Source organism: Demequina sp. NBRC 110053 (assembly GCF_002090095.1).
Classification (GTDB): domain Bacteria; phylum Actinomycetota; class Actinomycetes; order Actinomycetales; family Demequinaceae; genus Demequina.
The window spans coordinates 1,359,213-1,381,212 of record NZ_BBRJ01000002.1 but is presented as its reverse complement, the minus strand read 5'-3'; the positions used below and the strand labels follow the sequence as shown (position 1 = coordinate 1,381,212).

The window sequence follows — 22,000 nt, the reverse complement described above, 5'->3', positions numbered from 1 at the left end:
CCATCTGAGGAGGGCCGATGCTCGAGCGAGTCATCGCGATCGTCGCCCTCCTCGCGGTGGCGACGGCCGCCTACTGGTGGTGGCACCGCCGCCAGGGCCGCGTCCGCTCGGTCGACGCGGCCCCGCGCCTGACCCCTGAGCAGCTGGGCGCACCCCGCGGGGCCCATGCCACGTTCGTGCAGTTCTCGACGCCGATGTGCTCGAAATGCCCCGGCACCGCACGGCTGCTGCGGTCCGTCGCGGACGAGCACCTCCACGTGACGCACATCGAGATCGACGCCTCCGAGCGCCTGGATCTCGCGCGCGAGCTCAACATCCTGCGCACTCCGACCACCGTGGTGCTAGACAGCGACGGCGCGATCGTGGCGCGCATGGATGGCGCCCCCACCGCGGCCCAGGCCGAGGACGCCCTCGCGAAGGCGTCCTCCCACTCGGACGGCTACTCCATCTAGAATCGACCCCCGAGGAGGGACCCCCCATGGCTGAAGATGTGCAGATCGATCCGCGCGGATACCGTTTCGGCGCCGCGGTGACCCTCGCGGTCGCGGTCATCGCGCTCGTGCTGGGGCCCTCGACAGCGGGACTCGTCGTGATGGCCATCCTCGTCGCCCTGTTCCTGCCGAGCGCGATCATCGGCCCGCAGGCGTCGCTCCAGTCGGCCGTGTTCAGGGCCCTCATCCGCCCGCGCATCGGCGCGCCCACCGAGACGGAGTCCTTCCGTCCGCCGCGCTTCGCGCAGCAGATGGGTCTGGCGATGTCCGCTGCCGCTCTCGTGCTGGGCCTGCTCGGTGTCGACTGGGGCTTCTGGGTGTTCGGCGGCCTCGTGACCGTCGCCTCCTTCCTCAACGCCGTCTTCGGCTTCTGCCTGGGCTGCGAGATCTACCTGCTCGTCAAGCGCGCCACGACGCGCGCCGCCTGAGAGTCGAGCACGACCACCCGGGTTAGGATCGAGACATCATGACCGGACTCGAGCTCTTCTTCATCGGCCTCATCGTGGCGGCCTTCGCCGCGACCACGTGGGTCGCCGGCGTGGTCCTGTGGCGACTGCTGAAGAGCCCGCGCCGGTGACGTTCACGCTGCCTGAAGGCCTCGCTCCCGAGGTCTACCCGCTCGCCTGGCTCGTGGGCCGCTGGTCTGGCCACGGCGAGGTCGCCTACCCCGGCGTCCCGCGAGCGCAGATCCTCCAAGAGGTGGTGTTCGACCACGACGGCGGCCCGTATCTCAGCTACTCGGCCAGCACGTCGCTCATGGGACCAGACGGTGAGTCCGGCCAGGTGTGGGCCGTCGAGTCGGGCTTCTGGCGCGTGGCCCCCGAGACGCCAGACGGCGTCGAGCTGCAGGACTTCCAGCACCCGGTCGAGGTGGTGCTGTCCGACGCCTCTGGGCTGCTGAGCTGCTACATGGGCGCCGTCGGCAACGGCCGCATCGACCTTGCGACGCGCTTCGCCGCGGCGACCGAGTCCGGTCCGAGCGTGCGCGGCGCGACGCGCATGTACGGCAACGTCAGCGGCCAGCTCATGTGGGCCTGGGACCTCGCCGCTTTCGGCGAGGAGCTGCAGTCCTACATGAGTGCCGAGCTGTCCCGCGTCGAGGACGCCTGACCCGCGGAATCCTCCTCGGCTCTGAGACGTTCCCCCGCCATGACCTCCCCCCTGCTGACCCGACCAGGCGCCGTCGATGACACCGGCGCCGACTCCGGCGTCGCGTGGCATTACGGCGATCCCACGGCGGAGCAGCGCGCGCTCGCGGCCGGCCGTGCCGTGTCGGACCAGTCCCACCTCGGCATCGTGACCGTGACGGGCCCCGACCGGCTGTCGTGGCTCGACTCGCTGACCACTCAGCAGGTCGCGACGCTGGCTCCAGGCGAGTCGAGCGAGCTGATGGTCCTGTCGCCGCAGGGTCGCATCGAGCACGTGGCCGGCATCGTCGACGACGGCGAGACCGCGTGGCTGATCTCCGAGTCGGCCCCCGCGCTCGCGTTGTTCCTCGACCGCATGCGCTTCATGCTGCGCGTCGAGGTCGCCGATGCCACCGAGACCTGGGCCGCCGTGGGCGAGGCCGTCGGCGCACCCGCCGCGCCAGGCGAGCCCGTGACCTGGGTCGACCCGTGGCCCGGCATCGTGGCCGGGGGCACCACCTACGCGGCCTCGCCCGAGGAGCCGCACCCCGGCGCCGAGCGAGCATGGCGGCTGGTGCTCGTCCCCCGCGTCGAGCTCGAGGCCGCGATCGACGCTCGCGTCGACGCGGGCTGGACGCTCGTGGGGACGTGGGCGACGGAGGCCGCGCGCATCGAGGCACACCGTCCCCGCGCGAGTCGCGAGGTCGACGACCACTCCCTCCCGCACGAGCTCGACTGGCTGCGGACGGCCGTGCATCTGCACAAGGGCTGCTACCGCGGCCAGGAGACCGTCGCGAAGGTCCACAACGTTGGTCGACCCCCGCGCCGGCTCACCATGCTGCATCTCGACGGCTCCGGGCACGCGCTGCCCGAGCCGGGCGCGCCCGTCATGAAGGGCGACGGCGACGACGCCCAGCAGGTGGGACGGGTGACGTCCGTCGCGCGTCACCACGAGCTCGGGCCCATCGCCCTCGCCGTGCTGAAGCGCTCGGTCGACCCGTCGACCGTGCTCACCGTCCCCTCCGACGGCGGCCCGCTCGCGGCAAGCCAGGAGCTCATCGTGAACGCCGACGGATTCTCGGCGGATCGCCCGCCCAAGCCCGGCCCCACCATGAAGGGCCTGCTGATGGGCAAGGGCTGCGCCGCCGACGGCGGCGACCTCCCGGACTGAGCGGCAGCGCCCCAGCCAGCCAGCGCATCGGCGCTGTGCAGTGACGCGTCGCGGTCACGCAGGCGCGCCACCGACCGCCGTCCGGCCCGCAGGAGTACGGTGGCAGGCGTGGAGATCTCAGTCGCGGAGCTGCGGAAGGGCCTGTCGAAGGCGCTCGACGCCGCCAAGGACGGCGAGTCCGTCATCATCACCGAGCGCGGCGTCCCGGTCGCGCGCATCACGGGGGTCGAGTCCGCCGAGCTGCTTGCGCGGCTCGAGGCCGAGGGGCTCATCACCCCGCCCGCCGAGTCCCGCGCCGTACCCCGGCTACCGCAGGCCGAGGCCGCCAAGGATGCGCTGTCGAGCCTGCTCGGCCGCATGCGGAGGTAGCCAGTGGCCGTCGTCTATCTCGACACCTCGGCGCTCGTGAAACTGTGCGTGCTCGAGACCGGCACGCCCCTCGCCGTCGGGCTGTGGAAGCACGCCGATGCGCTGGTCACCTCCCGCATCGCAGACGCCGAGGTGCGGTCGGTGCTGGCCGCCGCGGAGCGCATCGGCCGCATCGACGCCGCCCCCGCGGCGCAGGCGCGGGACCGCTGGAAGGAGCTCGCGCCGTCGCTCGCCTTGGTCGAGGTGACGCCGGAGCTCGCTCAGCACGCCGGAGACCTCGCGGACCGCAGGCCGCTGCGGGCCGGCGACGCGATCCACCTCGCGAGCGCGCTGCTTCTCGGAAGTGCGCGCCCCCTGTTCGCGGCCTGGGACCGCCGGCTCGCTGACGCCGGCCGCGCCGAGGGACTCACAGTGGTGCCGCCTAGACTGGCCTAGCCCGCACCGCCCGCTCTCCCAAAGGACCTCGTTCGTGTTCGGTTTCCTGCAAGCCCTCATCATCTGGCTGATCTCCGCCGCCGCGCTCGTCGGCGCGGTGTGGGGGCTCGTGGATGCGTTCAAGTACCCGGACTCGGCGTTCACGAACGCCGGCAAGCAGACCAAGACGGTGTGGCTCATCATCATGGGTGTCGCGGCGGTCATCGCCTTCGTGTCGATGCCTCCGCTGCCCTTCGGCCCCAACCTGTTCGGGTTCATGGGAGGCGGCGCGATCGGCCTCCTGGGCATCGCCGCCATCGCCGTCGTCATCTACTACTTCGTCGAGGTGCGACCCAAGGTGCGCGGCAGCAACTACGGCTCGGGCGGGCGGGGCAATCGCGCGAACGGCGGCTGGTAGGGCGCCGATGCGGGCGGTGCTTCAGCGCGCATCGCGCGCCTCGGTGACGGTCGACGGCCGGGTGACGGCCGCGTTCGACCGCCAGGGGATCGTGGCCCTCGTGGGAGCCACCCACGACGACGGCGCCGCCCAGGTCGAGACGATCGCTCGGAAGATCGCCGAGCTGCGGATCCTCGACGACGAGAGGTCGGCGGCGGACGTCGATGCTCCCGTCATCGTGGTGTCGCAGTTCACGCTGTACGCGGACGTGCGCAAGGGCCGGCGCCCGTCGTGGAACGGCGCGGCGCCGGGGCCCGTGGCCGAGCCCCTGGTGGACGCGGTGGTCGAAGCGTTGCGGGCACGCGGGCTGACGGTGGGAACCGGCGTGTTCGGGGCGATGATGGACGTGTCGCTCGTGAACGACGGGCCCATGACGATCCTCGTGGAGGCGTAGGGGCGGCCGTCGGACGCAGCGCGCGTACGCTCACGAGGGACGTCTGCGCGAACTCGCCCTCGGGCCGCTCCGCCGGCGCCTTTCTGATGGAGGCTCTCGCGATCACGCCCTCATCAGCGTTCGGCCCGCACGAGCAGATCGCCCACCTCGCAGTCGAGCGCCTCGCAGATCGCCGCCAGCGTCGAGTAGCGGATCGCCTTGGCGCGGTCGTTCTTGAGCACGCTCAGGTTCACCACCGACACCCCGACGGCCTCGCTCAGGGCCGTGAGGGTCATGTCGCGCGCCTCGAGCAGCTCGTCGAGGCGACAGTGGATGCCAGCGCCCTCATCGGGGGTGCCCGCGGGGCTCATACGAGGCCCTCGGTGTCGCGCTGAAGGCGCTCGCCGATCTGCAGCGCCGCGCCGACCGCCCCGATGAGCAGGATGGCGAGCACGGGAACCAGGCTGATCTCGAAGGTCGTCGATCCATACGTGTGGTCGCTGATCGCTGCCATCGCGCCGTTGGTGGTCATGTTCGTGAGGATCGACGAGCCGAGCCATCCGACGCCGACGATCGCGGCCGCGACGTACGCGAGCCGCGCGGCGCCTCGCGTGAAGGCGCGCCCGCTTGCAAGGCGTGCGAAGAACAGGACTGCGGCTGCCAGGCCCGCGATGACCACGAGGGCCTGCCAGACAGGCTGGGCGTAGAGAGCGAAGAGCGTCGCGGCGGCAGGGTCGCCGACCTCCACCGTGGCGGTCTCGACGACGGCATCGACCGGGGAGCCGTCTGGTCCGAGAGGCAGCGCGGCCGACTCGCCGTTCAGCGGAACGGTCACGGGAACGGGCCCGTCGGCGGCGACCTCCCGGAGCCGCTCGACCGCCGAGGTGATCGCCACGACCGCGCCTGTGCACGCCATGCCGATGGACAGGTACATGCCGATCCGATCGGAACGGTCGAGCTGTGGGGTGTCTCCCATGGCATCCTCCATATCGTTTTTCGTTGTTATCGAGAAACGATACGCAACGACTGTCGATATGGCAACCGCGCGGTGACGGCGGCGCTCGGCCCAGCCCGCGCATCGGCGCCGTGTCACGGCAATGTCACACCTGTCACGCCCCTGGCGAACATGGGCATGAGCACCGCCCTCCCGTAGTTAGCCTGGATCCAATGCCACAGGTGACTGCGGCGACCCCGGCCCCGGCCGGACGAGAAACAGGAGGATGCAATGTTCGAACGGTTCACCGATCGAGCCCGACGTGTGGTGGTGCTCGCGCAGGAAGAGGCGCGCATGCTCAACCACAACTACATCGGGACGGAGCACATCCTGCTCGGCCTTGTCCGCGAGGGCGAGGGAGTCGCCGCGAAGGCCCTGGAGGCCATGGACATCTCCCTGAACGGCGTGCGCGAGCAGGTCCAGGAGATCATCGGCGAGGGATCGCACGCTCCGTCCGGCCACATCCCCTTCACTCCCCGCGCGAAGAAGGTGCTCGAGCTGTCGCTGCGCGAGGCGCTGCAGCTGGGCCACAACTACATCGGCACGGAGCACATCCTGCTGGGCCTCATCCGCGAGGGCGAGGGCGTGGCGGCGCAGGTGCTCGGCAAGCTGGGCGCGGACCTGGGCGGCGTGCGCCAGCAGGTCATCCAGCTGCTGAGCGGCTACGAGGGCAAGGAGCCCGCGACCGCGGGCGGCGGCGGACCCCAGGAGGGCACGCCGGCCGGATCGACGGTGCTCGACCAGTTCGGCCGCAACTACACGCAGGCCGCACGAGAGGGCAAGCTCGACCCCGTCGTGGGGCGCGAGATGATCATGGAGCGCGTGATGCAGGTCCTGTCGCGCCGCACCAAGAACAACCCCGTGCTGATCGGCGAGCCCGGCGTGGGCAAGACCGCCGTGGTCGAGGGCCTCGCCCAGGCGATCGTGCGCGGCGACGTGCCCGAGACGCTCAAGGACAAGCACCTCTACACGCTGGACCTGGGCTCGCTCGTGGCCGGATCGCGCTACCGCGGAGACTTCGAGGAGCGCCTCAAGAAGGTCCTCAAGGAGATCCGCACCCGCGGCGACATCATCCTGTTCATCGACGAGATCCACACCCTCGTGGGTGCGGGTGCCGCCGAGGGCGCCATCGACGCCGCGTCGATCCTCAAGCCCATGCTGGCGCGCGGCGAGCTGCAGACCATCGGCGCGACCACGCTGGATGAGTACCGCAAGCACGTCGAGAAGGACCCCGCGCTCGAGCGCCGCTTCCAGCCCATCCAGGTGCCGGAGCCGGAGCTGAGCCACGCGATCGAGATCCTCAAGGGACTGCGCGATCGCTACGAGGCGTTCCACCGCGTCACCATCACAGACGACGCCATCGTGGCCGCCGCGCAGATGGCCGACCGCTACATCTCCGACCGCTTCCTGCCGGACAAGGCGATCGACCTCATCGACGAGGCGGGAGCGCGCCTGCGCATCCGCCGGATGACCTCGCCTCCCGAGCTGCGCGACCTGGACGACAAGATCGCCAACGTCCGCCGCGACAAGGAGTCGGCGATCGACGAGCAGGACTTCGAGAAGGCCGCCTCGCTGCGCGACGTCGAGCGTCGCCTGTCCGAGGAGCGCGCGTCGAAGGAGGAGGCCTGGAAGTCGGGCGACCTCGACGTGGCCGCGGTCGTGGACGAGGACCTGATCGCGGAGGTGCTCGCGATGTCGACCGGCGTGCCGGTCACCCGCGTGTCCTCCGACGAGTCCAGCCGCCTGCTGCAGATGGAGTCCGAGCTGCACAAGCGGGTCATCGGCCAGGAGCAGGCCATCAAGGTGCTCGCGCAGTCCATGCGCCGCACCCGTGCCGGCCTCAAGGACCCGAAGCGTCCCGGCGGCTCGTTCATCTTCGCCGGGCCCACCGGCGTGGGAAAGACCGAGCTCGCCAAGGCGCTCGCGGAGTTCCTGTTCGGCGATGAGGACTCGCTGATCTCGCTCGACATGTCCGAGTACGGCGAGAAGCACACGGTCGCGCGACTGTTCGGAGCGCCCCCCGGCTACGTGGGCTTCGAGGAGGGCGGCCAGCTCACCGAGAAGGTGCGTCGCAAGCCGTTCTCCGTGGTGCTGTTCGACGAGGTCGAGAAGGCCCACCCGGACATCTTCAACTCGCTTCTCCAGATCCTGGAGGACGGCAAGCTGACCGATGCCCAGGGCCGTGAGGTCAACTTCAAGAACACGATCATCATCATGACCACGAACCTGGGCGCGGACGCGATCTCCAAGCGCCAGGCCACCGGTTTCTCGATGGTGACCGAGACCGGCCACTCGTACGAGGACATGGTCAAGCTCGTCAACGGCAAGCTCAAGGAGCACTTCAAGCCCGAGTTCCTCAACCGTGTCGACAACGTCGTGGTGTTCCCCCAGCTCACGCAGGAGGAGATCATCGAGATCGTCGATCTCATGGTCGCGCGCCTCGACGAGCGCATGCAGGACAAGGACATGGGCATCGAGCTCACCGAGGCGGCCAAGAAGCTCCTCGCGGAGAAGGGATACGACCCCGTGCTCGGAGCGCGACCGCTGCGTCGCGCGCTCCAGCGTGAGATCGAGGACCCGCTGTCGGAGAAGATCCTCTTCGGCGAGGTCACCTCAGGCCAGATCGTCCGCGTGGACGCTCAGGGCGAGGGCATCCTGGGCGAGTTCACCTTCGAGGGCATCGATCGCGACGACGTGGTGGGCGAGCCCATCACCGACGAGCCCGAGGTCCGCGTCGGCGGCCGCTCCGAGGCCGAGGGCGCTGACGTGCCGCGCGCCGAGGGCTCGTCCGGCGCCGGCCCCGACGGCCAGTCCGCCGCGAACGAGTAGCGCTCAGCCCCTCTGGACGCGAGGGTCCGGTCACCGCACGCGGTGGCCGGGCCCTTTCGCGTTGCCGTTGCGCACCGGACATGGAGCGGCGATGCGGGCCGTAGGGTGGTGCTCATGACTCACGACCCCTTCGTCGCCGACGACACCCGCTACGACACCATGCAGTACCGCCGCTGCGGACGCTCCGGGCTCCGCCTCCCAGGAGTGAGCCTGGGCCTGTGGCACAACTTCGGCGGCGCGAACGACACCGACACCATGCGCGACACCATCCGCACCGCGTTCGACCTGGGCGTCACCCACTACGACCTCGCGAACAACTACGGCCCGCCGCCGGGCTCCGCCGAGGAGAACTTCGGACGCATCTTCGCCCAGGACCTCGCTCCGTACCGCGACGAGATCATCGTGTCGACCAAGGCCGGCTACTACATGTGGCCAGGGCCGTACGGCGAGTGGGGCTCGCGCAAGACGCTGCTGAGCTCGCTCGACCAGTCCCTGCAGCGCCTCGGCCTCGACTACGTCGACATCTACTACCACCACCGCCCCGACCCTGACACGCCCATCGAAGAGTCGATGATGGCTCTCGATCAGGCGGTGCGCTCGGGCAAGGCGCTGTACGCGGGCATCTCGAACTACGGGGCGGAGGACACCCGCACCGCGATCGGCATCCTGCGCGAGCTCGGCACGCCGCTGCTCATCCACCAGTTCTCGTACTCGATGTACGAGCGCTCGCCCGAGGACGCCCTCATCGGCGCGCTCGAGGAGGAGAGCGTCGGCTCGATCGTGTTCTCTCCGCTCGCCCAGGGGCTCCTCACGGACCGCTACCTGCAGGGCGTGCCCGAGGGATCGCGCGTCACGCACTCGCAGTTCCTGCAGGAGAAGCAGCTGACGGAGACATACCTCGAGCGCACGCGTGCGCTCAACGACATCGCGCAGGGACGTGGCCAGACGCTCGCGCAGCTCGCGATCCAGTGGGTGCTGCGCGGCGACCACGTGACGTCCGCGCTGGTGGGAGCGTCGAGCGCTCGGCAGCTGCGCGACTCGGTGGCGTCGCTCGACTTCCCTGCGCTCACGGACGAGGAGATCGCAGCCATCGAGCCTCACGCCGTGCACGGCACGCACCACTCCGGCTAGGGAGGTCGCCGGCGTCTGACAACGGAGCGCCGATGCGCGGGTCCGCGTCAGAGCGTGTGGCCGTCGGCCGCGGCACGGATGAGGTCGTCCTGTACGAGTGAGCGCATGCAGCGAGCGAGCTGACCCGGGTCGACGTCCCGCAGGGCGGGGTGCGCAGCGACGGTGACGGGCTCCTGCGCGTCGCGCAGCACGGCCATGATGCGCCCACGCACCTGACGGTCCGTGCCGTGCCACGACTGCGTCCTGCCCGACCCTTCGCCCAGACCAGGACGACCCAGCTCGACCCATGCGCAGTCGGACCGCAGCGGGCATTCGTCGCATCGCGGCGCGCGCGCGACGCAGACGAGAGCGCCCAGCTCCATGGCGCCCGCGTTCCAGGCGGCGGACTCGGCGGCATCGAGGGGGACGAGGGACGCGGCGGCGTCTCGCTCGCCCCGCGTGAGGTGCGACGGAGGATGCGCCTCGCCGCGCCACGCGCGGCCGATCACGCGCCGCACATTGGTGTCGAGCACGACCGCGCGCTCTCCGAACGCGAACGCGCGCACGGCCGCCGCCGTGTACTCGCCGACCCCTGGCAGTGCCAGCAGGGCCTCGCCGTCGCGCGGGACCTCGCCCCCGTGGCGCTCGACGATGGCCTGCGCGCACAGCCAGAGCCGCTGCGCGCGGCGCGGATACCCCAGTCGTCCCCAGGCGCGAACCACGTCAGCCTGGCCGGCGACGGCCATGCTCGCCGGATCGGGCCACCGCTCCATCCACGCGCGCCACACGGGTTCGACTCGAACCACCGGCGTCTGCTGGAGCATCACCTCGGACACGAGCACACCCCAGGCCGACCGGTCCTGATGGCGCCACGGGAGGTCGCGGGCCTGCCCTGCGAACCACTCGATCACGTCCTGGACCATCGCGGTGTCGGAGCGGCTCGGCATGGCTTCATTGTCTCGCGGTGCCGGAGGGCTACCGTGAACGAGGAGAGGAGCGTGACGTGAAGGGACTCCGCAACCCGGTGGGCGACGAGGAGCCCAACGTCTACTGGGTCCGCCGTGCGGTGGTGCTGATCGCGATCGCCGTGCTCGCGGTCGTGGTCTGGCTCCTGATCCGCGGCTTGACGTCTGGCGGAGGCGACGGGGAGACGCCCGCGCCCGACACGACCACCTCGCCGTCCGTGACCCAGTCCGCAGGAGCGGCGGGCGAGAACGACCCCTCTCGCCCCTGCACGGCCGAAGATGTGCGGGTGGGCGCCGTCGCGTCGCCCACGCAGGTCAACGTCGGCTCGATGCCGGCCTTCGAGGTGTCGATCGAGCACATCGGATCGGCGGCGTGCTTGCTGTCGACGACGGCAGACGGCACGTCCATGGCGATCCGCTCGGGTGAGGACGTCTACTACGACTCCGTATGGTGCCCCGACACCCCGCTGTTCGACGCCGCCGAGTGGATCCTGCAGCCCGGAGACCGCGAGGCCGTCCAGGCGACGTGGACGGGCCAGCGCTACGACGACGCCTGCGAGGCGCAGGGCAACGCGGCCGCGGGCACCTACTGGTCCGCCATCGCGATCGCCGGCATCGCCGCGGCAGAGGCCGACTTCCTCCTGGTCGACTAGGCGGGTTCAGCCTCGCGGCACGGCCCGTTCCACGGCATCGCGCAGCGTCGACACCGCGTGGACCGTGACGCCAGCGGGCGCCGTCGGCATCGATGCCGCGGCCGGGATGAGCACCTCCGTGAAGCCCAGGCGGGCGGCCTCGGCCACCCGCTGCCCCATGCCCGTGACGGGGCGAATCGCGCCCGACAGCGCGACCTCTCCGATCGCGACCAGACCATCGCGCACGGGGGCATCCTCCCGAGCGGAGGCGAGCGCCAGCGCGAGCGCGACATCGGCTGCGGGCTCGGTCACGCGCGCGCCGCCGATGGTCGACACGTAGACGTCGTCCGCCGCCACGGCGACGCCCACCCGCCGCTGCAGCACGGCAAGGATCATCGCGACCCGAGAGGAGTCGATGCCAGAGGTGGCGCGGCGCGGGTTGCTCAGCGCGCTGGGAGCCACGAGCGCCTGGATCTCGGCGGGGAGCGGCCGCTTGCCGTCGATGGTGATGGTCGCGCAGGTGCCCGCGACATGGGCGCCCTCCCGCGACAGAAACAGGCCCGACGGGTCCGCGACGCCTTCGATGCCGGAGTCGAGCAGCTGGAAGCAGCCAACCTCATCGACCGACCCGAAGCGATTCTTGATCGCGCGCAGCATGCGCAGCTGGGAGTGCTGCTCGCCTTCGAACTGGCACACCACGTCCACCAGATGCTCGACCAACCGCGGCCCCGCGACCGTGCCCTCGCGCGTGACATGGCCCACCAGGACCATCGGAAATCCCTGGCGCTTGGCCGCCTGGATGAGTGCGGATGCGACCTCGCGCACCTGACTGATCCCGCCCGCCGTGCCGTCGACGGCGGCCGAGGCGATGGTCTGGATGGAGTCCACCATGACCAGTGCCGGGTCCTCGGACTCAATGTGCGCGAGCACCGCGCCGAGGTCCGTCTCGGCCGCGAGCAGCAGGCCCGAGTCGAGGGCGCCGATGCGCTCGGCCCGAAGCCTCACCTGGCCCGCAGACTCCTCACCTGTCACGTACAGCACCGCGCGCCCTCCGCGCGCCGATCGTGCGGCGACATCGAGCAGCAGCGTCGACTTGCCCACTCCTGGCTCGCCTGCGAGCAGCACCACCGCTCCGGGGACGAGCCCTCCGCCCAGCACCCGATCGAACTCTGCGACGCCAGTGGGTCGCCGCTCCGCAGCGGTCGGCTCGATCTCGCCGATGCGTCGCGCGGGCGTGGTCGCCGCGGTCGCGCGAGTCGCCGGACCCGCCGGGGCGGCGCCCGCTTCGACCACGGTTCCCCACGCTTGGCACTCGCCGCACCGTCCGACCCACTTGACGGCCGACCACCCGCACTCCGTGCAGTGGTAGGCGGGCTTCGCGGTGCGGGAGGAGGTGGCCATAACCTCACGCTAGCCGCAGCGTCGGACACGCTCGTCTCGCGTGGCTCCCGTCGCGGCTGGGCGTCCCGCGTACGCTGGTCGGCATGGCGAACACGACGCCCCCCTCAGGGTCGCGACCCTGGGATGAGATCATCGCGGGTCCCGCGGGCCGTGAGCCCGTGGCACCGTCCAAGCCGCCGGCGCCCACCACCGGTTCCATCCCGGTGGTGCCGCGCCCGATCGAGGCCGACGATGCGGACCTGGTCGCACCGGTGCCCGCGCCGCCGCATGAGGAGATCATGCCCACCATCGGGGGGACGCCGCACGGGTCGACGCCCGAGCGCCTGGACGAGGCTGCGGCGAGCGCGGCGCTGACCGACCCGATCCGCGACCTCGGCGACGCTGCGGTGCACCGCGCGTCGTTGCAGGCGGCGGGCGTGCGCTCGGGGAGCGTCGCGGCGTCACCGGTGGCCGGCCACGTCGCTCCTTCCGCTCCTCTGGCCTTCTCCCCCGTGGGGCCCGCGGCCATGGCTGCGCGCTCACCGTCGGATGCCGAGCCGCGCCCGGATTCTCCGCCGCCCCTCGACGATCGCGCTCTCGACGGTCTTGGCGAGAGCGAGCCCACCTACACTCCTCCGTTCGGCGTGGCGATCGGCACCGCACCGTCCGCACAGCCGGACGCCGCCGACGGCGACGCCGGGGACGCTGGAAGCCGCGATGAGGGCAGTGCTCCGGAGCCGTGGTGGCGCTCGACGCCGTTCCTCGTCATCGTCGGGCTGCTCGTCATGACGGGAGTCGGCTACGTGCTCTACCTCCTGTTCGCGCCCATGAACGAGCCCGTCGCACTCACGCCGCCCGTGCTGGTCGAGCCCGCCGCATCGGCCACGATCGATCCCATCGCCATCGAGGAGCCGACGGCGTTCCAGGCAGCGATGCCCGCCACCGTGGGCGCCTACGCCTTGACCGGGATCGCCACCCCTGCTCCTGAGGACGCCGGGCTCGAGGTGCGGGCGGCCGAGGTGGACGACCTCACCTATTCGGACGGCACGACCGACCTCGCCGTGCGCGCCATCCAGCACTACGACGCGGAGGACGCCGCAGCGCAGTTCGAGGCCCTCGCGGCGACGGGCTCGGAACGACAGCCTGTCGAGGCGGGCGGCACGCAGGTCGGCGAACGCGCAAGCGTCACCGGTGAGACTGGCGACTCCATCGTGTGGAGCAATGGCACTGCGGTGTTCGTGCTGACGGGGCCGGCGGACCAGATCGAGCAGTTCTACGAGCTGTTCCCCCTCTAGTGACGGGCGCCGGGGCACGTGCCCGCGCATCGGCCGTTCCCTGGCTCCTCGGCGGGCGTACTAGCCTGGCTGTATGAGCGAAGACGCCTTTGCCGAACAGTCCCCACGCGTCGCCGTCATCGGCGGCGGCGTCATGGGAGGCACGATCGTGACGGCCCTGAGAGTGGGCGGGTGGCCCGCGGAGAGCATCGTCGTCGCGGAGCGAGACGCCGCCAGGCGCGACGCCATCGCCGAGGCTCACGGCGTTGTCGTCAGCGAGTCGATCGCGGAGGCTGCGGATGGCGCCGAGGCCATCGTGGTCGCAGTCAAGCCGCAGGACGCGGCGGCGGCCCTCGAGGACATCTCCACCACGTACCGCGAGGGCGCGCTGGTGCTGACCGTCGCCGCTGGACTGTCGACGACGTTCTACGAGGAGCGCCTTCCCCACGGCGCGCCGGTGGTGCGCTGCATGCCCAACACGCCCGCGATCGTCGCGCACGGCGCGACCGCCATCGTGGCCGGTGCTGGCGCGAGCGACGGTCACCTTGCCCTCGCCGCCTCGATCCTGAGCGCGACGGGCATGGTCGTCGTCCTCGACAGCGAAGACCAGATGGACGCGGTCACCGCGGTGTCCGGCTCCGGCCCTGCGTACTTCTACGCCGTGGTCGAGGCTCTGGCGGCGGCGGGCGTCAAGCAGGGGCTCGACTCCACGCTCGCCACCCAGCTCGCCGCTCAGACGTTCGTGGGGGCCGCACGCCTGCTCCAGGAGTCGGGCGACTCCCCGAGCGTGCTGCGCCAGCGCGTGAGCTCGCCCGGCGGGACCACCATCGCGGCGCTGGAGGCGATGCAGGAGGCGGGGCTACCGGACGTGATCGCCGCGGGAGCCGAGGCGGCGGCGGCCCGATCGCGCGAGCTGGGCGACGAGCTGTCGCGCTAGCGCGCGTCCACCACGTCGATCGCGAACACCAGCGTCGATCCGCCAGGGATCGGGCCCATGGAACGGTCGCCGTAGCCCTGCTCGGGCGGCACCACGAGCAGCACCTTCGAGCCCACCGGCTGGCCGACCAGGCCGTTGACCCAGCCCTCGATCAGCGAGCCGCGCGCGAGCCCGAACGAGATGGTGTCGCCGCGGTCCCACGACGAGTCGAACTTCGCGCCGTCCCACAGCCACCCGGTGTAGTGCACGGTGATCTGCTGCCCCTCCACGACGTCGGGACCGCCGCCCGCCTCGAGCACCTCGACCATGAGGCCGTCGGGCTTGACGGCGCCGTCGAAGTCGACGGATGGCGCGCCGGCGTCGTCGCGGGTGATCTGGGGAAGGGACATGGCTGCTCCTCGGATGGTTAGGGGTTCGCCTTCAGCCTAGGTGACTCGATCAGCACTTGCGCCCCGCGCGCAGGTCTACAGCCACGCGATGGGGAACCGCAGCATCCGCTGGTGGCCGGCGAGCCTGCCCTCCAACCGGTCGCGCTGCTCGTCGAGTGCGGCACGCGGTCCCGCTCAGCCGGGCCCGGCTGGACCGCCGACGCGGAAGCGGGTGAGGTCGAAGGGCGAGGACAGTGACTGCAGTCGGGCGTCGATGAGGCCGTCGATCGGCGAGACGTCGACGTCGTGGACGGTGCGCAGCTCGCGCAGGAGCAGACGCTGACGATCGACCCAGGTCGCCCTGTCGCGCTCGATCTGCCAGTCGAAGGCTCCGAACTCGAGCGGGATGGGCTTCGTGGGGAGGCGGAGCCACTCGAGGTTGATGGGGATCGACTGCTCGATGCAGTCGAGCTCGATGTGCCAATCGGACGGGTGGATTCCCGTGTAGCTTCCCGAGATCTCCAGGGTCGCAGAGCCCTTGCGCGCCGGATTGCCCTCGACCCAGGCCTCGACATCTACTGTCAAGGTGTCCCCAGACTCCGAGTCCAGGATCAGCACCTTGCCGAACGCGTCGAGCGAGTACGTCACCCTCGCTCCGCCCGTCGCGAGCACGACGCCCGCGCTCGCGCTCAGGACCCGTCCGGCGACGGCCCACACCATCGCCGGTGGGGGGCCCGAGTACTCGCCTGCGCCGCCCGATCCTACAGATCGAGCCTCGATCACGGCGTGGGTGCTCGTCGCCCAGGTACCGCGGCGGTAGTACGTTCCGCATCCGGTCGGCACGTTCTCGATGGCCCCGATCGGCTCGCCGAGCGCGCCCATCTCCGCCACCGCCGCGAGAGTCACCTGAGTGACGTTGCGGTGGACGGCCACGCGAACGTCCGCTCCGCCATCGATCCACTCGTCGACCGTGAGGGTCATGCCGGTGCCCCAGATGTCGACGTCCCTGTCGGCGCCGTGGCGCAGCACGGCACCCCCGTACACCAGTCGCCAGCCGGATGGGGTGTGCCGCAGCACATGGACGACCACGCCTTCGCCGTCAGAGTCGTTCACGTCGCTCGCGAACCCCGCGTCCCACCCCGTGGCGGACCGGTACTCCACGTAGGTGCGCATCGTGGGATTGGTCGCGTCCGTCGAGGACCGCAGCACGACGACACGCCTGTCCATCGCGCGCGCGGTGACGCTCGTCTGGCCCCCTCCGGCCGGCAGCGGCCGCTCGGTCACACGGTGCGTGAGCGCCTCGGGCCATCGCCAATGGAGCTGAGCTCTCGACAGCGCAGGCCCCAGCTGGTCCTCGAGCGGTCCCCCCCATCCGGCGATGGCGGTGCCTGCGAACGTGGTGCGCACGGCCCACCACCGCGGGGCGTGGCTCGGATCCTCCTGACCCCGCATCCCCATGACGTCGTAGGGAGACCCGTACTCCGTCGACGTCTCGACCGGCGCCGTCGAGAGGTCGTCCTTGGCGGCATTGAACAGTCCGAACGGGTGCTCGAAGCCGAGCATGTGCCCCACCTCGTGGTACATGGTCCTGAACACCACCGCCTCGGCAGCCATCACGGCGACGGGCCGTCCGTCCGGCAGGACCCAAGCGAAGCCGCGCAGCGGTCGCGAGTCGAACTCCGGTGTCGTGGGGTCGAGCGGGTCGTAGTCAGGGTGTGGATGGTCGAATACCCCGGGATTGATCACCACGAACACTGCGTGGAAGCCGTCGAGCGCGTCAGCTCCCGACCCTGCCTCGATGCCGTCGACGACGTGCTTGAGGAGGACTGTTCGGTCCACCACGTTCGCCGGCCCGGGATACGCGGCACGTGGCAGCACTTCGGAGGTGGTCAGATCGACGTGCCCGAACGTGACGTCGCTCCAGTACGCGGCGACGGATTGGGGGTCGGCGAAGAATGCTCTTGCCAGGCCCTCGTCCGTGGTCGGCGTCAATGTCACGTCGGGCTGGTCGAGCTGATACACCGCGAACTTGGGTGCGTACACCATGAGCCCATCGTCCTCTCGGGGAAACCGGGACACAAGGGGCAATTCGGTCGCTGATGGCCGACCAGGCTCAGCGTGCTACGCGGTGTCGCGTACCCTCGCCGAGCGCTCACGCTCGAGGAGTGAGCTCTTGAGGTCGACTCCCCACGCGAATCCGGTGAGCGAGCCGTCTGCGCCCGTCACCCGGTGGCACGGCACGAACAGGGCGATCGGGTTCGCGCCGCACGCCGCCCCCACGGCGCGGCTGGCGCCGGGGCTTCCCAGCGCATCGGCGAGTGCACCGTACGTGCGCGTCTGGCCCGCACGGATTGCTCGCAGCGCGTCCCACACCCGTCGCCGGAACTCGGTACCGGCGAGGTCGAGCGGCACGTCAGCGAGCGCATCGACGTCCCCTGCGTAGTAGGCGCGCACGTCGAGGGCCGATGCGCACTCACCCGGCTCCGGGCCCAGCAGGTTCGCTCGGGTCGCCACGGCGGTCGGGTCCGCGCTCCAGGCTGCGGCGGCCACGGCGCCGTCCCGCTCGACGACCGTGAAGGGGCCATCGGGGGTGTCGATCGTTTCGTACGAGAGCATCAGGTCTCCTTCACTGTCGTTGCTGGCGCTGCCGCCCGCCACAGGTGCATCATCAGGTAGCTGCGCCACGGGCGGTGGCGCTCGGCGTAGTCAGCCAGGCCGCGGGGGTCGTGCGGCAGGCCCAGCGCCCGCGCACCGGCGCGGACGGCCACATCTCCCGTGAGCAGCACGTCGGGGCTGCCCAGCACCCTGAGCGCCACGTAGTTGGAGGTCCACGGACCGATGCCCGGGATAGCCTCCAGGTCACTCGTCAGGTCCGCGAGGGTGCGGCCGGGATCGAGCGTGAGGTCGCCTGCGGCCGCGCGACGCGCGGCCTCGGTCAGTGCCCGGGTCCTGCCAGCCGGGCCGCGGACCACCTCGGCGCCGTGGTCGGCAATCGCCTGCGCGGTGGGGAAGCCGCGGGTCACCGTCTCGGTCGCAACGGCGGCGGGCAGGTCCTCGCCCAGGGCGTCGGCCAGGCGCTGCGCGGCTGTGCGGCCGGCCGTGACCGTCACCTGCTGGCCGAGGATCGCGCGCACGAGCATCTCGAACGCGTCCGCCGCGCCCGGCATGCGCAGCCCCGGGGCGTCGCGCACCGACGGCGCCACCAGCGGGTCACGCGCGAGCGCCTGGTCGATGGCGAGAGGATCCGCGTCGAGATCGAAGAGCCGGCGCAGGCGCGCGAGCAGTTCAGGCAGGTCGGCGAGGCTCTCGAGCCGTGCGCTCACCTCGAGGGCATCGTGCGTGGGGGTCATGGACGCGGTGACCGCGCCCCGGGCGAGCCGGAACGAGCGCTCGAAGCCGCGGTCTGTCGCGAGCTCCAGGCCATCGAGCGCCCGCAGCGTCATCCACTGCAGCACATCGGCGCCCCGGAAGGGCTCGCGCGCCCGCAGCGTCAGCGCGAGCGTGCCTGGTGACTGCTGGGAACTCGGCGCGGAACGTGACGCCTCGCGCAGCCGCGTGGGGGTCATCGCGAACACCTCCGCGATGGTGTCATTGAACTGACGAATGCTGGTGAATCCGGCGGCGAAGGCGACGTCGCTCACCGGCAGCGCCGTGCCCACGAGGAGCTGGCGCGCCGTCTGCGCCCGCTGTGCCCGGGCGAGGGCGAGCGGTCCTGCGCCCAGCTGCTCGGTCAGGGTGCGGGTGAGCTGGCGTGTCGAGTACCCCAGCCGCGACGCCAGGCCTGGGACGCCCTCGCGATCCACGATTCCACCGGCGATGAGCCGCATGGCTCGCGCCGCGACATCCTCCCGCGTGTTCCACGCCGGGCTGCCAGGAACCGCCTCTGGCAGGCATCGCTTGCAGGCCCGATACCCGGCTCGGTGCGCCGCGGCCGACGTGCGGAAGAAGGCGCAGTTCGCGGGCTTGGGCGTGCGCGCCGGGCAGCTGGGGCGGCAGTAGATCCCGGTGGAGCTCACCGCGAGGACGAACTGCCCGTCGAAGCGCGCGTCGCGACCGGAGGCGGCGGCATAGCACGCGTCGAAGTCGAGGTCGGCGGCGGTCATGGGACCAGGGTGCCTCACGGCATGGCGCCCCGCTAGCGGATTTCAGCCATCGCTGCGGTCGCTCGCCATCTGGCGCTCTGCCGGCCCATGCTGCGGCGCAACGTGGCGCCGCTACCGCGCCGCGTCGTCGAGCGGCACCTGGCCCTGCATGAGCGAGATGAGGTCGGTGGTGCGCTCCCCGAAGGCGCAGGACATCAGCTCGTCCGCCTCGGGACGTCCAGCGCTGTCGGGGATGCGCATCGCGAGGAGCACGGTGGTGAGCATGCCCCGCGAGAAGAACTCCGTCGCCTCGGGTCCGGTGAAGCCAGCCTCATCCCTGACCACCCGGAACACGTCGAGGAAGCAGTCGCGGGCGACGGGTCCAAGCACGGGGTCGTGGCCGAGCGAGAAGAGGTGCAGCAGCGTCAGCAGCAGGCCGCGGTCCGCCATGAGCCCGATGTACGCCATGGACAGCGCCAGGCGCTTCTCGTCGAGGTCCTCGTCGCCTCTGAACCCGGCGATCGTGTCGCGGAACGCGAACCGCACTCGCGCTGCGGCGCGATCCGCAGCCGCCCGGAACAGGTTCTCCTTGCCGCCGAACATGCGCACCACGTAGGCCTGGGAGACGCCCGCCTCCTTGGCGATGGCGTCCGTGGTGCCGCCCGCATAGCCGCGCTCGCCGAACACCACCGATGCCGCGGCGAGGATCTGCTCGCGGCGCTCCTCGGCAGTGAGTCGCGGACGCATTTCTTCAGACATGTTGACATGTTATCAATCGATTACTAGCGTAGCTCCCAGTAGTTATCAGTTGATTACATCCAGATGAGAGGCACCTTCATGTCACCCACGGCACAACGAGCTCCGCTCGCCCTCGTGATCGCCGCAGCATCGCTTCCGATGTTCATGGCGATGCTCGACAACCTCGTCGTCACCAACGCCCTGCCCGTTCTCGCCACCGACCTCGACGCGAGCCTCGAGCACCTCCAGTGGTTCATCAACGCGTACTCGCTGTCGTTCGCGTCGTTCATCCTCATGGCCGTCGCCCTGGGCGACCGCTGGGGGCGCCGTCGCGTCTTCATGGGCGGCATCGCGCTGTTCACGGCGGCGTCCATCTTGTGCGCTCTGGCCACCTCCCCCGAGTTCCTCATCGGCGCCCGCGCCCTCCAGGGCATCGGTGCCGCCGCGCTGCTGCCGCTGTCGCTCGCGATCCTGTCGACCAACGTCGATCCGCGGCAGCGGCCTCTCGCCATCGGGATCTGGGGCGGCGTCGCCGGCCTGGGCGTCGCGCTGGGCCCCGTCATCGGCGGCGCGGTCGTCGACGGCCTGAGCTGGCACGCGATCTTCTGGCTCAACGTGCCGGTGGGCGTGCTCGCCCTGCCGCTCGTCCGCTACGCGCTGCGCGAGACCTACGGCGACCGGGTGCGCCCCGATGTCGCGGGGCTGCTGCTCGGCATGGCGGGCGTGTTCGGCGTCGTCTTCGGCATCGTCCGTGGCAACGAGGCCGGCTGGACCAGCGGCCAGGTGCTGGCTGGCCTCATCGGCGGCGGCGCGATGCTGATCGCCTTCGTGCTGTGGGAGCGTCGTGCCACCGCGCCGCTGCTGCCCCTCGCGCTGTTCCGGGACCGCTCGTTTAGCGCCGCGAACGGCGTGGGGCTCGTCTTCAGCCTGGGCATGTTCGGCTCGGTGTTCATCCTGATCCAGTTCCTCCAGGTCGTGCAGGGCCACTCGCCCCTGACCGCCGGCGTCATGACCATGCCGTGGACGCTCGCACCGCTGTTCATCGCGCCCCTCACCGGCATGCTCACGCCGCGCGTGGGGACACGCGCGCTGATCGTGACGGGCCTCGCGATGCAGGCCGTGGGCCTCGCCTGGATCGCGTCCATCATGGAACCGTCCACCTCCTACGGCTCCCTGGTGCCCGCGTTCCTCCTGTGCGGCATCGGCATGGCGCTCGTGTTCGCTCCATCAGCGACGGCGGTGCTTGCCAACATGCGCGACGAGGACCACGCGAAGGCCTCCGGCACCAACTCGACCGTGCGCGAGATCGGCGTCGCGCTCGGGGTCGCCGTCCTCGCCGCCGTGTTCGCGGCCGCCGGCGGAGAGTTCACCCCCACCGGCTACACCGATGCCGCCTCCGACGCGGTCTACGTGGGTGCGGCGGCTCTCGCAGTCGCGACGGTCATCGGCCTGTTCCTGCCCTCGCACAAGCGGGCGCAGGAGGCGGCCCGGCGCCGCTCGCCAGAGCTGGAGCCAGCGCTCGTACCCGCGCACTGACCGCCACGCCGATGCGCGGGTGAGGCCTCCCCTCGACCCCACTCGCGCATCGGCTCGTCTGGCGGCGCACGCGACTGCTACTCGAGCGTCGCCAGGAAGTCGGTGACGTGCTCGAAGAGCTGATGTGACGCCTCGGAGTCGTACTCGCTCCATCCCTCGAAGGCGAACAGATGGGCATCTCCCGGGTAGACGAAGTCGACGAGCTCGCCGCCGGAGGCGGCGATCAGCGCCTCCGCCTCCTCCGTGGTGCACCACTCGTCGGACTCGGTGCGGTGGAGCTGACCCGGCACGCCCGGCGGCCAGGCCTCGCTCTCGAGCCACTCGGGCGAGATCAGTCCGCTGACGAGAATCGCCGCTGCCGCATCGTCCCTGCGCAGCGCGAGCAGCTGAGCGACGCACGCGCCCAAGGAGAAGCCCGCGTAGACCACGGGTCCATCGATGTCCCTGATCTGCGCGATCGCGGGCTCGACGAAGACGGGAGGGCCTCCATGACCGTCGGCGAATGCGACACCCGACTGCAGGTCGTGGAACGTCTCGCCGCCGAACAGATCGGGCGTCTCGACCACATGGCCGTCGTCGCGGAGGGCCTCGGCCCACGCGTGGACATGGCTGGTGAGCCCGAGCGCCGAGTGCAGCAGGACGATGGTCGCCATGACACCTCCAGGTACGTGCGGAACGTTCTGTCGTGTCTGACGCTACCCCTCGCGACAGACATGTGCCGGGGCCAGGCGTCAGGCGTGGTCCTGCATGGGC

24 protein-coding genes are annotated in these 22,000 nt (G+C 70.9%); 14 read left to right on the top strand and 10 right to left on the bottom strand.

Annotated features, from left to right (window positions below; all coding sequences use genetic code 11):
- The first annotated feature begins 17 nt into the window (after positions 1-17).
- The 8 genes from B7K22_RS06575 to dtd all read left to right on the top strand — a co-directional run bounded on the left by B7K22_RS06575 (position 18) and on the right by dtd (position 4,423).
- A complete protein-coding gene (locus B7K22_RS06575; RefSeq protein ID WP_084039158.1) occupies positions 18-452 on the top strand; it encodes a thioredoxin family protein in 435 nt (144 codons plus the stop codon).
- A 26-nt stretch (positions 453-478) separates the two neighbouring features.
- Positions 479-919 carry a DUF4395 domain-containing protein gene (locus B7K22_RS06570; protein ID WP_084039157.1) on the top strand — a complete coding sequence of 147 codons (441 nt, stop codon included), beginning with the start codon at positions 479-481 and terminating at the stop codon, positions 917-919.
- 145 nt (positions 920-1,064) lie between these two features.
- A complete protein-coding gene (locus tag B7K22_RS06565) occupies positions 1,065-1,601 on the top strand; it encodes an FABP family protein (RefSeq protein WP_084039156.1) in 537 nt (178 codons plus the stop codon).
- A gap of 39 nt (positions 1,602-1,640) precedes the next feature.
- Positions 1,641-2,789 carry a folate-binding protein YgfZ gene (locus B7K22_RS06560; protein ID WP_084039155.1) on the top strand — a complete coding sequence of 383 codons (1,149 nt, stop codon included), beginning with the start codon at positions 1,641-1,643 and terminating at the stop codon, positions 2,787-2,789.
- Positions 2,790-2,897: 108 nt separating this feature from the next.
- A complete protein-coding gene (locus B7K22_RS06555) occupies positions 2,898-3,158 on the top strand; it encodes a type II toxin-antitoxin system Phd/YefM family antitoxin (protein WP_159448789.1) in 261 nt (86 codons plus the stop codon).
- 3 nt (positions 3,159-3,161) lie between these two features.
- Positions 3,162-3,593 carry a type II toxin-antitoxin system VapC family toxin gene (locus B7K22_RS06550; protein WP_084039153.1) on the top strand — a complete coding sequence of 144 codons (432 nt, stop codon included), beginning with the start codon at positions 3,162-3,164 and terminating at the stop codon, positions 3,591-3,593.
- A 34-nt stretch (positions 3,594-3,627) separates the two neighbouring features.
- On the top strand, positions 3,628-3,990 hold the full coding sequence (locus B7K22_RS06545) for a DUF2516 family protein (RefSeq protein WP_159448788.1): 363 nt from the start codon (positions 3,628-3,630) through the stop codon (positions 3,988-3,990).
- Between the two features lie 7 nt (positions 3,991-3,997).
- A complete protein-coding gene (dtd, locus tag B7K22_RS06540) occupies positions 3,998-4,423 on the top strand; it encodes a D-aminoacyl-tRNA deacylase (protein WP_084039151.1) in 426 nt (141 codons plus the stop codon).
- 113 nt (positions 4,424-4,536) lie between these two features.
- Here the strand turns inward: dtd and B7K22_RS06535 are convergent, their stop codons facing one another.
- Both B7K22_RS06535 and B7K22_RS06530 read right to left on the bottom strand, forming a co-directional pair.
- Positions 4,537-4,773 (bottom strand): helix-turn-helix transcriptional regulator, encoded by a 237-nt coding sequence (locus B7K22_RS06535; protein WP_084039150.1) that lies wholly within the window; start codon positions 4,771-4,773, stop codon positions 4,537-4,539.
- The gene (locus B7K22_RS06530; protein ID WP_144276273.1) at positions 4,770-5,378 is read right to left on the bottom strand and encodes a hypothetical protein; all 609 of its coding nucleotides are present in this window, start codon (positions 5,376-5,378) and stop codon (positions 4,770-4,772) included. Before B7K22_RS06530 ends, B7K22_RS06535 begins: the two co-directional genes overlap by 4 nt.
- 249 nt (positions 5,379-5,627) lie before the next feature.
- On the opposite strand from B7K22_RS06530, the gene B7K22_RS06525 reads away from it, so the two are divergent.
- Positions 5,628-8,225, top strand: a complete 2,598-nt coding sequence (locus B7K22_RS06525; protein ID WP_084039148.1) for an ATP-dependent Clp protease ATP-binding subunit — start codon at positions 5,628-5,630, stop codon at positions 8,223-8,225.
- Between the two features lie 114 nt (positions 8,226-8,339).
- On the top strand, positions 8,340-9,356 hold the full coding sequence (locus B7K22_RS06520) for an aldo/keto reductase (protein ID WP_084039839.1): 1,017 nt from the start codon (positions 8,340-8,342) through the stop codon (positions 9,354-9,356).
- 47 nt (positions 9,357-9,403) lie between these two features.
- Here B7K22_RS06520 and B7K22_RS06515 read toward each other — a convergent pair whose 3' ends face one another.
- Positions 9,404-10,282, bottom strand: a complete 879-nt coding sequence (locus tag B7K22_RS06515; RefSeq protein ID WP_084039147.1) for an A/G-specific adenine glycosylase — start codon at positions 10,280-10,282, stop codon at positions 9,404-9,406.
- Positions 10,283-10,338: 56 nt separating this feature from the next.
- Here B7K22_RS06515 and B7K22_RS06510 point away from each other — a divergent pair, with 56 nt between their 5' ends.
- Positions 10,339-10,953, top strand: coding sequence for a hypothetical protein (locus tag B7K22_RS06510; protein ID WP_084039146.1), 615 nt, complete (start codon positions 10,339-10,341; stop codon positions 10,951-10,953).
- A 6-nt stretch (positions 10,954-10,959) separates the two neighbouring features.
- Here the strand turns inward: B7K22_RS06510 and radA are convergent, their stop codons facing one another.
- A complete protein-coding gene (gene radA / locus B7K22_RS06505) occupies positions 10,960-12,333 on the bottom strand; it encodes a DNA repair protein RadA (protein WP_084039145.1) in 1,374 nt (457 codons plus the stop codon).
- An 83-nt stretch (positions 12,334-12,416) separates the two neighbouring features.
- On the opposite strand from radA, the gene B7K22_RS06500 reads away from it, so the two are divergent.
- Entirely contained in the window at positions 12,417-13,607 is a 1,191-nt protein-coding gene (locus B7K22_RS06500) for a hypothetical protein (protein ID WP_084039144.1), read from the top strand.
- 73 nt (positions 13,608-13,680) lie between these two features.
- On the top strand, positions 13,681-14,523 hold the full coding sequence (gene proC, locus B7K22_RS06495) for a pyrroline-5-carboxylate reductase (RefSeq protein WP_084039143.1): 843 nt from the start codon (positions 13,681-13,683) through the stop codon (positions 14,521-14,523).
- Here the strand turns inward: proC and B7K22_RS06490 are convergent.
- From B7K22_RS06490 to B7K22_RS06470, 5 genes are all read right to left on the bottom strand, one after another.
- A complete protein-coding gene (locus B7K22_RS06490; RefSeq protein ID WP_084039142.1) occupies positions 14,520-14,912 on the bottom strand; it encodes an FKBP-type peptidyl-prolyl cis-trans isomerase in 393 nt (130 codons plus the stop codon). The two genes, proC and B7K22_RS06490, sit on opposite strands and share 4 nt — an antisense overlap.
- Before the next feature lie 174 nt (positions 14,913-15,086).
- Positions 15,087-16,937, bottom strand: coding sequence for a hypothetical protein (locus tag B7K22_RS06485; RefSeq protein ID WP_084039141.1), 1,851 nt, complete (start codon positions 16,935-16,937; stop codon positions 15,087-15,089).
- A gap of 75 nt (positions 16,938-17,012) precedes the next feature.
- Positions 17,013-17,507, bottom strand: coding sequence for a methylated-DNA--[protein]-cysteine S-methyltransferase (locus B7K22_RS06480; protein WP_084039140.1), 495 nt, complete (start codon positions 17,505-17,507; stop codon positions 17,013-17,015).
- Positions 17,507-18,994 (bottom strand): AlkA N-terminal domain-containing protein, encoded by a 1,488-nt coding sequence (locus B7K22_RS06475; RefSeq protein WP_084039139.1) that lies wholly within the window; start codon positions 18,992-18,994, stop codon positions 17,507-17,509. The genes B7K22_RS06480 and B7K22_RS06475 overlap by 1 nt, the downstream gene beginning before the upstream one ends.
- Before the next feature lie 111 nt (positions 18,995-19,105).
- A complete protein-coding gene (locus tag B7K22_RS06470; protein ID WP_084039138.1) occupies positions 19,106-19,732 on the bottom strand; it encodes a TetR/AcrR family transcriptional regulator in 627 nt (208 codons plus the stop codon).
- A gap of 78 nt (positions 19,733-19,810) precedes the next feature.
- On the opposite strand from B7K22_RS06470, the gene B7K22_RS06465 reads away from it, so the two are divergent.
- A complete protein-coding gene (locus B7K22_RS06465) occupies positions 19,811-21,247 on the top strand; it encodes an MFS transporter (protein ID WP_144276272.1) in 1,437 nt (478 codons plus the stop codon).
- A gap of 77 nt (positions 21,248-21,324) precedes the next feature.
- Here B7K22_RS06465 and B7K22_RS06460 read toward each other — a convergent pair whose 3' ends face one another.
- Positions 21,325-21,900 carry a dienelactone hydrolase family protein gene (locus B7K22_RS06460; protein WP_084039136.1) on the bottom strand — a complete coding sequence of 192 codons (576 nt, stop codon included), beginning with the start codon at positions 21,898-21,900 and terminating at the stop codon, positions 21,325-21,327.
- Between the last annotated feature and the right edge of the window lie 100 nt (positions 21,901-22,000).

Bases quoted from the DNA above. Each gene is read 5' to 3' on its own strand.
- B7K22_RS06480 (WP_084039140.1), bottom strand. From the start codon at position 17,507: ATGCTCTCGTACGAAACGATCGACACCCCCGATGGCCCCTTCACGGTC.
- dtd (WP_084039151.1), top strand. From the start codon at position 3,998: ATGCGGGCGGTGCTTCAGCGCGCATCGCGCGCCTCGGTGACGGTCGAC.
- B7K22_RS06525 (WP_084039148.1), top strand. From the start codon at position 5,628: ATGTTCGAACGGTTCACCGATCGAGCCCGACGTGTGGTGGTGCTCGCG.
- B7K22_RS06570 (WP_084039157.1), top strand. From the start codon at position 479: ATGGCTGAAGATGTGCAGATCGATCCGCGCGGATACCGTTTCGGCGCC.
- B7K22_RS06470 (WP_084039138.1), bottom strand. From the start codon at position 19,732: ATGTCTGAAGAAATGCGTCCGCGACTCACTGCCGAGGAGCGCCGCGAG.
- B7K22_RS06520 (WP_084039839.1), top strand. From the start codon at position 8,340: ATGACTCACGACCCCTTCGTCGCCGACGACACCCGCTACGACACCATG.
- B7K22_RS06535 (WP_084039150.1), bottom strand. From the start codon at position 4,773: ATGAGCCCCGCGGGCACCCCCGATGAGGGCGCTGGCATCCACTGTCGC.
- B7K22_RS06530 (WP_144276273.1), bottom strand. From the start codon at position 5,378: ATGGGAGACACCCCACAGCTCGACCGTTCCGATCGGATCGGCATGTAC.
- B7K22_RS06560 (WP_084039155.1), top strand. From the start codon at position 1,641: ATGACCTCCCCCCTGCTGACCCGACCAGGCGCCGTCGATGACACCGGC.
- B7K22_RS06575 (WP_084039158.1), top strand. From the start codon at position 18: ATGCTCGAGCGAGTCATCGCGATCGTCGCCCTCCTCGCGGTGGCGACG.
- B7K22_RS06490 (WP_084039142.1), bottom strand. From the start codon at position 14,912: ATGTCCCTTCCCCAGATCACCCGCGACGACGCCGGCGCGCCATCCGTC.
- radA (WP_084039145.1), bottom strand. From the start codon at position 12,333: ATGGCCACCTCCTCCCGCACCGCGAAGCCCGCCTACCACTGCACGGAG.
- B7K22_RS06460 (WP_084039136.1), bottom strand. From the start codon at position 21,900: ATGGCGACCATCGTCCTGCTGCACTCGGCGCTCGGGCTCACCAGCCAT.
- B7K22_RS06465 (WP_144276272.1), top strand. From the start codon at position 19,811: ATGTCACCCACGGCACAACGAGCTCCGCTCGCCCTCGTGATCGCCGCA.
- proC (WP_084039143.1), top strand. From the start codon at position 13,681: ATGAGCGAAGACGCCTTTGCCGAACAGTCCCCACGCGTCGCCGTCATC.
- B7K22_RS06485 (WP_084039141.1), bottom strand. From the start codon at position 16,937: ATGGTGTACGCACCCAAGTTCGCGGTGTATCAGCTCGACCAGCCCGAC.
- B7K22_RS06500 (WP_084039144.1), top strand. From the start codon at position 12,417: ATGGCGAACACGACGCCCCCCTCAGGGTCGCGACCCTGGGATGAGATC.
- B7K22_RS06515 (WP_084039147.1), bottom strand. From the start codon at position 10,282: ATGCCGAGCCGCTCCGACACCGCGATGGTCCAGGACGTGATCGAGTGG.
- B7K22_RS06475 (WP_084039139.1), bottom strand. From the start codon at position 18,994: ATGACCGCCGCCGACCTCGACTTCGACGCGTGCTATGCCGCCGCCTCC.